Here is an 11280-nt window from a genome sequence, read left to right on the forward strand (position 1 = left end):
GTGTCCCTTCGTCAAACGTGCGGGCAGACGCACCGCCACCCGGTTCGGGCTCAGTGTCGCCGTGCACCCCCGGGGTCGAGTCACCCGGAAAGGGTGAATCTGGACCTGACCCGGTCAGAGCAGCCCGCGATCCTGGGCGATCGCCACCGCGTCCGCCCGGTTCGTGGCCTCGAGCTTCTGGTAGATGTTGCGCAGGTGGGTCTTCACGGTGTTGGGGCTGACGTTGCGCTTGCCCGCGATGTCTGCCACGGACTGGTGGAACGGCAGCTCCCGCAGGATCTCTCGCTCTCGTTGGGTGAGCGCAGGACTGTTCCGGCCGTGGTCGAGCGCGGGCGGACGCTCGTGCAGGTGCAGCGCGTCAGCAGCGCGGAGAATGTGCCGGGCGAAGTCGTCGAGATCACCGAGTCGGCCGAGGCGACCGCGGATGAGAGCGGTGCCCTGCCCACCGACGGCCAGGAATGCCCGTTCACAGCCGATCCTGCTCGCGAGCCGCAGGGCTCGAAGCAGCCGGGCGTCCGCCTCGACGTGTCGGCCTGACACATCCGCCACATGGGCCAGAGCGATCCAGGCGCTGACGATCGTCGCACCGCGCCATGCGGTGCGTTCCTCGAGGGCCGCTCCGCGAAGCCGTTCCTCAGCGGGATGGCCGGCCCTGGTGGGTGGGACGAGGAGGAACCTGATCAGCAGCGACTCCAGAGAGTTCTCCCCCAGCGCCCGTTCGATCAGGCGAACAACCAACTGGGTTTCCAGCCGTCCGTCCAGTGCGCCGCTCAGTTCGATCAAGGGTATGCAGCACAGGCTCAGGGCCCGCGGATGCTCAGTGCCGACCTCACGCATCAGAAGCATCAACCTGTCGAGGGCCTGGCGTGAACGTACCGCGCTGTCCAGCTGGCTCAAGAGCAACAGCACCTCTGCGGGTACGCTGATGCCGGCATCAGAGCCCCTGTCCTCTCGTGCTGCCAAGGCCTCAAGAATTACCGGGTCAACCGGCTGGCAGGCTTCGTACCGGTGAATCATCGCGTAGAGCAGCGCCCTGCCGGCGGCGTGGTCGACGGGCCGCTCGGCTCCCACGAGAGCTCCCATCTCTGACGCCGTCGTGGCCATCTGGGCTTCGAGCATCGCCACGTGCACCCAGTTGCCGGCATGCCCCGCCGCCGTCGCCGCCAGGTCACAGGCCAACAGGAACAACCAGTCCAAACCCACGTCCCTGGCCGAGTCCGCAACCTCTCTGAGAATGTCCTCCGCTGGACCGGGCTCACCGAGCTTGTCCCGGCAGCGGCCCTGGGCCGTTGCGGCTAACAGGTCGACGGCCAGGACCTGCCGCGCGGCCGATGGCGCATCGCCCTGCAGGGCTGCCAAACGATTCTCGATGTCGGGCCGCTCAGTAGCGTGGAACGCCTGCAGAATGGCGACCACAAACGTCCATCGAGTCGAGCTCGCATCGGTGCGGTCATGCTCGGGAAAGTCCCGGGCGGCCGCAGCGGCGGCCACCAGGAGTTGCTGCACCCGCCGCCGGGCAGGGACGTACGGGGGCTCGAGGAGCAGTCGCAGGCACAGTGTCGCGGTGGACACCACGCGGCCCTCGATCTCGTCCAGGGCGCGACCCACAAGATCCGTCGCACCGGACAGGACCAGCACGAGGCCGAACCGTTCGAGCAACGCGCCCACGAGCTCTGGATCGTGCGCCACAAGCGACTGCTCTACCGCTGCCGGCGCGCAGGCCCGGTCCGCGAACCACTGACAGGCCAGGAGATGCCTGGCGGTCGCGGCGCCGGCGTCCAACCTACGTCCCTCTCCCTGCAGGTATGCGAGCAGGATCGGGTGATATCGGTAGCCGGCCCCGCCCGGCGCAGCAGGCTCCCGCCCGATCAGCATGTTGTGGCGGGCCAGCCGCTCGAGCACCTCGCCCGCATCGGCGCGCTCTGTCACGGCCACCGCCAAGTCGAGAGGCACCACCTCGCTCAGCGCTGACGCCAACAGGACCTCCCGATCGCCGGTGTCCAGGCCCGTGACCACCTCGGCCGCAAGATAGTCCGCCACCGCCGGGTTGTCGCCGTCGAAGCGACTGAGGTCCAGCGCGGCTCCCTCGGATTCTCGCCAGGTGAGAGCGAGCGCAAGGCCGGTTGCCCAGCCGCCGGTCCGGCGCCTGAGGATGGCACCGTCCTCGGCGGGCAGGTCGATATGGTGCTGCGCCGCCAGGTTGAAGGTCTCCTCGAGCGTGAAGGCCAGGCTGTCCCCGGCGCACTCGATGAGCACGCCGGCGGCCTCCAGCGGCGCTATCCCCGCCACGGGCCGGTGACGGCCGGACACGACGATGCGGACCCCCGGGGACATATCGACCAGCGCCTCGAGGATGCCATCAAGATTCGTGCGGTTCGGGGACGACGGCCGCTCGGCAAGGTGCAGGTCGTCGACGAACACGAACGTCCGGCCCGGCCCGGAGGCGTCAGGTCCGTCTCCGCCCGCCAGCAGCCGCTGCCGGATCTCGTCAGGGTCCCTGGCGTCGCGGAGCGCGGCGCCGTTGAACCACCGCACAGTCTGGGTCTCAGCTCTGAGCCGCCGCGCCCAGCCCGCCATCAGCGTGGTTTTGCCCGACCCCGCGGAGTCCCAGAGGACGAGGACCCTGGCGTCAGGCCCGGTCAGCCGCTCAAGCACAGAATCCAGTCGGGGGCGGTGCAGGTACCACGCCGGTTCGGCAGCGAGCCCGGCGGGCAACGGGGAGGCCTGCGGTATCGCGAGCTCCACAGCTGGGGACAGGGCCGGGGACAGGCTTGACACGGCCGACGCGATTGGAGCTGCCGGCGTGCGGGGCGGGGCGGGATTCAGAGGCGGGACCGGAGTGAGTGGGGGGGCCATCGGGAAACGTCCTCGATTTGCATCCATTGCGCTACGTCAGCCACAACATCAGCCGCGGCGACAGGAATAGTGGCGCAGCAGCTGCGTGGGACATGGCTACCCCGTCAAGGCCCCGGCGAACCGGGACCTTGACGGAGTTCTCGCGGTGTTCGGGTCACCGCCAGTGAGGTGATAATGCCGCGGTGGCCGGGCCTGGTCAAGGGGCGGCCCGACTCGCTGGTGCAACACCGAGCGCGGTCAGCGCCAGCCGTACCGAGTCCGCAGCGCCCGCTCGATCATCCGGTACCGTGCGGCATCCACGACGGTTCCTTCACGGCGGACCCCGCCCTGGTGCACCTGGAACACCCGGGCGAGCCCCGCCCAGCTCGGCCGCCGTGCGGGATCCCACGGCCCCTCACCGAGCGGCAGGTAGTCCGCGTTGCCTGAACGGTCAGTGCTCGTCAGCTGCACCGCCAGCATGTTGCCCTCGGACAGCGTCGCCATGACGACCACCGGCCGGTCTTTACCCCGACCGTCCAGTTCCTCGTAGGGAACCCACGTCCAGACGATCTCGCCCGGGTCCAGGGCGCCGTCGGTTTCGGGCGCATAGCCCCAGCCCGCGCGTCGCACCGTCGTCGGATCGAGTTCGATCGTGGCGTCAGGACCGGATTGGCCGGGGGCGGTTCCCGTGCGCGGCACTCCGACGGTCCGGGAGCCGAAGAGGGCAGACCGAAGGGCGGTGAGGAGGTGCCGAGTGCGGAACACACCCGAACACTACCCCACCGCCCTGGTCCCCCAGATGCCTCAGCTCTGCTGCCTCAGTGGTCTGTTGTCCAAGCGCTAGACATTGGCGAGGGCGTAGCCCTCTTCGCCGTGCACCGAGGTGTCGATGCCGGCAACTTCGTCTTCATTCTTGACCCTGAAGCCGATGGTCTTCTCGATGGCGAGACCGAGCAGGTAGGCGACGACGAACGAGTAGACGAGGACCGCGAAGGCCGCGATGGCCTGGACCGTGAGCTGGCCGAGGTCGCCACCGACGAAGAGGCCGGTGCCGATCGCGAAGAAGCCCAGGTACAGGGTGCCGATGAGGCCACCGACGAGGTGGATGCCCACGACGTCGAGCGAGTCATCGAAGCCGAAGGTGAACTTCATCTCGATGGCCATGGCGCAGACGGCACCGGCGACGACACCGAGGAGCAGGGCCCAACCGGGTTCGAGATTGGCGCAGGCCGGTGTGATGGCGACGAGGCCGGCGACGGCACCGGATGCGGCGCCGACCGACGTGGCCTTGCCGTCCTTGATCTTTTCGACGATGAGCCAGCCAAGGATGGCGGCGGCGGTCGCACCGAGGGTGTTGACCACGATCAGGCCGACGTTGGCGAGGCCGTTCAGCCACTCCGCCCCGGCGTTGAAGCCGAACCAGCCGAACCACAGGATCGAGGCACCGAGCAGAACCAGCGGCACGTTGTGCGGCTTGGTGATGCCCTTCTGGAAGCCGATCCGCTTGCCGAGGACGAGGGCAAGGGCCAGGGCAGCAGCGCCGGCGTTGATGTGCACGGCGGTACCGCCGGCGTAGTCGATGACGCCGGGCAGGCCGAGGGTCTCGCCGAGGCTCATGATCCAGCCGCCGCCCCAGACCCAGGCCGCGACCGGGAAATAGACCAGGGTGGCCCAGACACCGGCGAAGATCATCCAGGAACCGAACTTGGCGCGGTCGGCCACGGCTCCGGAGATCAGGGCGACGGTGATGATCGCGAAGGTCGCCCCGTAGGTGGCACCAAGGAGATCGAGGTTGCCGGTCTCACCCGTGGCCAGTGACCCGAGTCCGAAGTCGCTGAACGGGTTGCCCGCGAACTGGCTGGCTCCGTCGACCACGCTCATGTTGAATCCGTACAGGATCCAGAGGACGGTGATCAGCCCGAGTGCGCCGAAGCTCATCATCATCATGCTGACGACGCTCTTGGCCTTGACCAGGCCGCCATAGAAGAACGCGACTCCCGGAGTCATGAACAGAACCAGCGCGGTTGCCGTCAACCCCCATGCAATGCTGCCAGTGTCCATCATCTGTCCTCACACCTAGTTAGCCGGAGTACCGCGAAAGCCGCAGACGAGTGTGCCGGGCAGTCCTGGGTACGCAACTCAGTCTCCGACCCAGACGTTTCACCAGCCGTACCGTCGTGTTTCGGGGAGGTTACGCAATCGGCGAGAACGTTAAGAGCGTGTTTCGCTGCAGCCCGCTCACTCCGCGTGCGGCGGCAGCTCGCCCGTGGTGAGAGCCACCATCCGGGACTGGGAGCGTTGATACTTCTTGCGGTAGCCGCCCTCCAGCATCTCGGCATCGAAGACGTCGTGTAGCGGCAGTCCGCTGGCGATGATCGGGATCTCGGCGTCGTAGACCCGGTCGATGAAGGCCACAAGGCGCAACGCATCGGTCTGGTCGGTGAGCAGGTAGACGTTGCGCAGGGCGATCACGTCGACGTCGGCGATCATCTTGATGTACTTCGACGGATGCACGGTGCTGAGATGGCGCATCAGCGCACCGAAATCGTCACACGTCACCCTGGAGCCCCGCTCGATGAGTGCCTCGTTCAGGCGGTCGAACTCCTCGGGCAGAACGGCCTCGGCGTGCCCGGACGCATCCCGGCGGCGGTAGTCGAGGCCGTCGATGCGCACGGTCTCGAAGTTCGCGGACATGGCCTGAATCTCTCGCAGGAAGTCAGCTGCCGCGAACCGGCCCTCGCCGAGCGAGTTCGGCGGGGTGTTGGAGGTGGCGGCGACCCGGGTGCCGGAGGCGATCAGCTCGCCCAGCAGCCGAGTCATCAGCATGGTGTCCCCCGGATCGTCGAGCTCGAACTCGTCAATGCAGATGAGCTTCGCGCCGGAGAGCTGGGTCACGGTCTCGGCATAGCCCAGGGCGCCGACCAGCGCCGTGTACTCGATGAAGGTGCCGAAATACTTGGGACCGGGTGCGCCGTGCCAGAGCGCTGCCAGCAGGTGGGTCTTGCCGACGCCGAAGCCGCCGTCGAGGTAGATGCCGGGCAAATCGGCCTTGGCCTTGCGGGTGCGGGAGAAGAAACCGCCCGGTCGGGCCCGCCACGCTGCGAAGGTGTTCAGCCGCTCCACCGCCTCGAGCTGGGACGGATAGTCCAGGTCAGGGCGGTAGGACTCGAATGAGGCGTGTTCGAATTGCGGTGGCGGCACCAGCTCCGAGACGATCTCCGCACCGGTGATGGATGGCGACCTGTCGACGAGTCGAAGGGGCAACTTTTGGGTCGCACTGACCATGTTTGACATCCGGTTCCTGTCTGTCCCCGACATCCTGGTGGAATTTCGGTGTGGGGTTCTGCCTTGTACCTTGGAGACCTGCGCGCAGGTTGTCCACCAGCCTAAATGCACGCACACCAGGGCCGCGCCGTCGTCCAGGTTCACGAGCCCTCCGGGAGGAAACCATGACCGTCGAAACAGATCCGTCAGCCACGTTCGCGGCGTACGCGCATCCCGAACGCCTGGTGTCAACCGACTGGCTGCAGGCCCACCTCGGCGACCCCGGCCTGGTCGTGGTCGAATCCGACGAAGACGTCATTCTGTACGAGACCGGCCACGTTCCCGGCGCAGTCAAGATCGACTGGCACACCGACCTCAACGACCCCGTGGAGCGCGACTACATCGACGGGGCCGGCTTCGCCGCCCTGCTGGGCCGCAAGGGCATCAGCCGCGACAGCACCGTGGTGATTTACGGAGACAAGAGCAACTGGTGGGCGGCATATGCCCTCTGGGTGTTCACCCTGTTCGGCCACGACGACGTGCGCCTGCTCAACGGCGGCCGGGCGAAGTGGATCGCCGAGGGCCGCGAACTGAGCACGGACCGCGAGGCGGCCGAACCGGCCGAATACCCTGTCGTCGAGCGGGCAGACGCCCCCATCCGCGCGTTCAAGGACGACGTTCTCGCCCACTTCGGCCACCCGCTCATCGACGTGCGCTCGCCCGAGGAATACAGCGGCGAACGCACCACCGCGCCCGCCTACCCCGAGGAGGGATCCCTCCGGGCCGGCCACATCCCTTCGGCGGTGTCGGTGCCGTGGGCCCGTGCCGCGGCCGAGGACGCCACTTTCCGGCCCCGTGCCGAGCTCGACGCCATCTACCGCGACGATGCCGGGATCACCGGCGACGAGCCCGTGATCGCCTACTGCCGCATCGGCGAGCGATCCAGCCACACCTGGTTCGTGCTGACCCACCTGCTCGGACTCGAGAACGTACGCAACTACGACGGTTCCTGGACAGAGTGGGGCAGCGCGGTACGGGTCCCGATCGTGCAGGGCACAGCCCCCGGAACCGCCCCGGAACCCCGATGAGCACCGTCGACCTTCCCAGCCAGCTTGCCGAGATCCGCGAGGATTTCCTCGCGCTCGAACAACCGGATCGCCTGATGCTGCTGCTGGAGTTCTCCAACGAGCTGCCGGACCTTCCCGAGAAGTACCGGGACCATCCCGACCTGTTCGAACGTGTCGTGGAGTGCCAGTCGCCGGTGTTCATTTTCGTCGAGGTTGACGACGACCGTTCCGTACACCTTTATGCCACGGCGCCTGCGGAGTCGCCCACAACCCGGGGCTTCGCCTCGATCCTCGCTCAGGGCCTGGACGGCCTCAGCGTCGACGAGGTCCTGGCCGTTCCGGATGACTATCCGCAGTCGATCGGCCTCACCCAGGCCGTTTCGCCGCTCCGGCTGCGTGGCATGACCGCCATGCTGGGTCGAACCAAGCGTCAGCTGCGCGAACGGCAGGCCGCCCTGGGCTAGCGTGGCCTGCGCCCGCCGAGGGCCGAGGCCTACCGGTCGCCGGTGTATCCGGCCGCCGTCACGGCGGGGTGTGCCGACCCGAGCGTGCCGAGCCAGCCGAGGATGGCAGCGTTCCAGGCGGCCGGATCGTAGTTCCACAGTTTGGTGTGCCTGGCCACCTCGAACGGCACCAGGGTGACGATGTCGGGTCGCCGTTCGGCCAGGGCTCGGGACGGTGCTGACGGCACGTAGCCGTCGTCGTCGCTGTGCAGGATGAGAATCGGCAGGCTCAGGTCGTTCGCCCGGGACACGAAGTCCAGTCGGGGGAAGTCGATGGGGAGATGCATCCCCGTGACCATTCGTCCCCAGGGGCGCCCCATCACCACCAGTGCACCGCGCACCACCGCCCTCGGCAGCCGGAGGGTGAGCGCCTGGTAGGCCACAACATCCGCCCAGTCGATCACGGGCGAATCGAGCACGATGCCGGTGAGCCGACCGTCGTGCTTCGCGCGGGTAGCCGCCTGCAGGGCGATCGCCCCGCCCATCGACCAGCCCATCAGCACGATCTGGGTCGCTCCGTTCTCCACGGCGAACTGGATGGCGGCCTCAACGTCCCGCCATTCGGTGTCGCCGAGCCCAAACCGGCCGTCGGCGCTCGGCGGCGCCTCACCATCGTTGCGATAGGAGACCAGCAGACAGGTGTAACCGGCGGCGTTGAACACGGGAACGGCCCGAAGCGTCTCGTGCCGACGGACCCCACGGCCGTGCACCTGGATCACCCAGCGCCCGGAGGGTTCTGACGCGGGGATCAGCCAGGCGGGAGCATCACCCAGCTCGGTCGGCACCGTCACGTTGGAGAACTCGAGCCCGAGGTCCCACGGCCCGAGGAAGGAATAGCCGCCCAGCCGTCCCGATGTCACCGAGCCGAGGTCACCGAAGTCCACGGTCAGGATGCGGCGGGTCACGGTCTTCGCCGCGCGAGACTCGATGGCACCCAGGCGCGCGTGTCCGGAGTCACCGGCGAACCAGAAACTGTAATCACCGGGAAGGACCGCGTCCTTGGTCGCTTCGAGGGTGATGGTGCCGGCGTCGAGGTCGACGTCGAACACCCTCGTATCGTCGGCGCGTTTGGTGGGCGGGGTCACGATGCGGCGCGCCATGACACCGGCCAGCAAACCGACCGCCAGAGCTGCGGCGGCACTCACCGCAACGGCGCCGCCCGCGATCACCAGCCCCGCCGACGCCAGGCCGCGCGTGGATTCCGCTCGTGTACCGATCCCTGTCATGCCTACCTCTTCGCTGTTCGGCGTGCCTCGCACCAGCCCCACGGAAAAAACTCTAGTCTGCAGACGTGCCCGATTCAGAGGATCAGCCCCAGCGCCCTGCGCAGTTTGCCGCGGCGCTCGACGCTATCCGTTCTTCCAGCCCGCGCCCGGAGCTGGTGGTCACCGAGATTTCGGCCCCCGGAAACCTCGCTCCGTATGCCGTGGCACTGTCTGCGGATGTCACGCCGGTGCGACACGGCAGCGACTCCGACTTCGGTACCGGACGCTTCATTCTGCTCTACGACCCCGACGAACCCGAAAGTTGGGGCGGACCCTTCCGCGTCGTCTGCTTCGCGCAGGCACCCCTCGAGAACGACATCGGAGTCGATCCGTTCCTCGCCGAGGTCGCCTGGGCCTGGTTGGTGGATGCCCTGGACACCCGAGGTGCGAACTACACCGCCGCCTCCGGCACCGCCACCAAGATTCTCTCCTCGGGCTTCGGTGAGCTCGCCGCTCAGGGCGATGGCGCCCAGATCGAGCTGCGGGCGTCATGGAGTCCGTTGGACAACGACCTCGCCGCACACGTCGAAGGCTGGGGTGAGCTGCTGTGCATGCTCGCAGGCCTCCCGCCCGCCAGCGAGCTGCCCGCCCCGCCCCGCCACGGCCACCCTTCTTCCTCCCGTTCCTCGTCCTCTTCGTCCTCCTCCGCTCGGCATGGGCGTCCCTCCAGCGCTGAGGTACCCCGTTCCTCTGAACCGGGTGCAGACCATGGCGTGTCAGGACCGGGCTCGACGGGATCGGGCTCGACAGAACAGGGCTCGAAAGAACAGGGCAGCTCAGGAATCACGCTGGGCCCGGTGGACCAGATCGGGCCGTCAGCCTCGTCTGTTCTGCGAACAGGCCCGGGATTGCATACGCTGGGAGTGGCCGCCGGCGGCCGCGAGTCTGCCGGCAGGGAAACGGCCGGTGGTGATTTGGCCGGCCTCGATGCGCCGGGCGCTGAAGGCGCCGGCAGGGAGACCTCGGGAATGAACGTCATGGCAGGAAATGCAGTCGGAACCGAAACCAGCCCGGGGATGAACCCCGGGGCGCTGAGCAACACGGCGTTAGGCATGGGCAACACGCCTCTGACCAGCACGTCGCCGAATCTCACCAGCGTCGCGTATCTCTCGGCACATCGTGCATCCCGTGGTTGACCGACCCGTGGTCACCCACCAGGTCATCGACTCCCGCGCAGCCTATCTGGCGGCACTCGACGTGCTCGCCCAGGGAACCGGGCCGATCGGCATCGATGCGGAACGGGCATCGGGTTTCACCTACTCCCAGCGTGCTTACCTGATCCAGATCTTCCGCCGGGATGCGGGCACCTTCCTGTTCGATCCACCGGCTATCGGCGACTTCAGCGAACTCAACGACGCCCTCGCCGACGAGGAATGGATCCTGCACGCAGCAAGTCAAGATCTCGCCTGCCTCCGCGAGGTCGGCCTCGACCCCACCCGCATCTTCGACACCGAGCTCGCCGCACGCCTGCTCGGCCTGCCCCGCGTGGGACTCGGCACCGTGGTCGAAGAACTCCTCGGCATTCACCTAGCCAAAGAACACTCCGCCGCCAACTGGTCAACCCGGCCGTTGCCCGAGAGCTGGCTGGTCTACGCAGCCCTGGACGTGGAGCTACTCCCGGACCTCCGTGACAGCATGGTCGACCTGCTCGTGGAATCCGGCAAGACCGAGATCGCCGACCAGGAGTTCGCCGCGGTACTCGCCAAGGAAGCGAAGCCGGCCCGCGCGGAGCCCTGGCGCCGCCTGTCCGGCCTGCACGCCGTGCGTGGCCAGCGCAACCTGGCCGTGGCCCGCGAGCTGTGGGTCGCCAGGGACACCCTCGCCCAGGAGCTCGACGTCTCCCCCGGCCGTTTGGTTCCCGACGCGTCGCTCGTGGCCGCAGCACGTCTGCTGCCCGCGAACCGGAACGTTCTCGCCGAGCTTCGCGAGTTCAACGGTCGCGCCAGCCGAACCGAGCTCGACAGGTGGTGGCAGGCCATCCTGCGTGGCCTCGCCAGCGTTGACCTGCCCTCGGTGAAGGCGAACGGCGACGCACTGCCGCCGCCCCGCGCCTGGGCTGACCGCAAGCCCGACGCCGACCTGCGGTACAAGGCCGCGAGGGCCGCCCTGACGGCGGCCTCGGAGGAGCGCGCGGTGCCGTTGGAGAACCTCCTCACTCCCGACCACCTGCGTCGCGTGGCTTGGCAGCCGCCGGAGCCTGCCGGTGCCGATGCCGTGGGCGAGGCCCTCGCCGGTCTCGGTGCGAGAACCTGGCAGATTGAGGCCACTGCACAACTAATCGCTGATGCCTTTGTGGAAGTCCACCAAAGCGCGTCCGTTGCCGCCGACGCTGAGTCGTAGGAACAG

General features: G+C 67.9%; 8 protein-coding genes and 1 pseudogene. 4 read left to right on the plus strand and 5 right to left on the minus strand.

Translation table 11 applies throughout. The features are described from left to right. Window positions 1–114 precede the first annotated feature (114 nt). The 4 genes from E3T22_RS10645 to zapE form a co-directional block, all read right to left on the minus strand. On the minus strand, window positions 115–2778 hold the full coding sequence (locus E3T22_RS10645; RefSeq protein WP_166789295.1) for a LuxR C-terminal-related transcriptional regulator: 2664 nt from the start codon (window positions 2776–2778) through the stop codon (window positions 115–117). 315 nt (window positions 2779–3093) lie between these two features. Then, a complete protein-coding gene (locus tag E3T22_RS10650) occupies window positions 3094–3600 on the minus strand; it encodes a type II toxin-antitoxin system PemK/MazF family toxin (protein ID WP_241980136.1) in 507 nt (168 codons plus the stop codon). A gap of 75 nt (window positions 3601–3675) precedes the next feature. After that, window positions 3676–4896 (minus strand): ammonium transporter, encoded by a 1221-nt coding sequence (locus E3T22_RS10655; RefSeq protein WP_134408720.1) that lies wholly within the window; start codon window positions 4894–4896, stop codon window positions 3676–3678. A 177-nt stretch (window positions 4897–5073) separates the two neighbouring features. Further along, on the minus strand, window positions 5074–6120 hold the full coding sequence (gene zapE / locus E3T22_RS10660; protein WP_134480174.1) for a cell division protein ZapE: 1047 nt from the start codon (window positions 6118–6120) through the stop codon (window positions 5074–5076). Between the two features lie 164 nt (window positions 6121–6284). On the opposite strand from zapE, the gene E3T22_RS10665 reads away from it, so the two are divergent. Next, window positions 6285–7187, plus strand: a complete 903-nt coding sequence (locus E3T22_RS10665) for a sulfurtransferase (RefSeq protein WP_134480076.1) — start codon at window positions 6285–6287, stop codon at window positions 7185–7187. Then, entirely contained in the window at window positions 7184–7630 is a 447-nt protein-coding gene (locus E3T22_RS10670) for a SufE family protein (protein ID WP_088456336.1), read from the plus strand. The genes E3T22_RS10665 and E3T22_RS10670 overlap by 4 nt, the downstream gene beginning before the upstream one ends. Window positions 7631–7659: 29 nt before the next feature. Here E3T22_RS10670 and E3T22_RS10675 read toward each other — a convergent pair whose 3' ends face one another. Continuing rightward, on the minus strand, window positions 7660–8895 hold the full coding sequence (locus E3T22_RS10675; protein ID WP_134480078.1) for a S9 family peptidase: 1236 nt from the start codon (window positions 8893–8895) through the stop codon (window positions 7660–7662). A gap of 65 nt (window positions 8896–8960) precedes the next feature. Here E3T22_RS10675 and E3T22_RS10680 point away from each other — a divergent pair. After that, window positions 8961–9515 (plus strand): annotated as a pseudogene (locus E3T22_RS10680) (DUF3000 domain-containing protein); the annotation flags it as partial. Between the two features lie 547 nt (window positions 9516–10062). After that, window positions 10063–11274, plus strand: coding sequence for an HRDC domain-containing protein (locus E3T22_RS10685; RefSeq protein ID WP_370291357.1), 1212 nt, complete (start codon window positions 10063–10065; stop codon window positions 11272–11274). Window positions 11275–11280: the final 6 nt, after the last annotated feature.

Source organism: Cryobacterium sp. TMB3-10 (assembly GCF_004402305.1).
In the GTDB taxonomy this organism is placed as follows: Bacteria; Actinomycetota; Actinomycetes; order Actinomycetales; family Microbacteriaceae; genus Cryobacterium; species Cryobacterium zongtaii.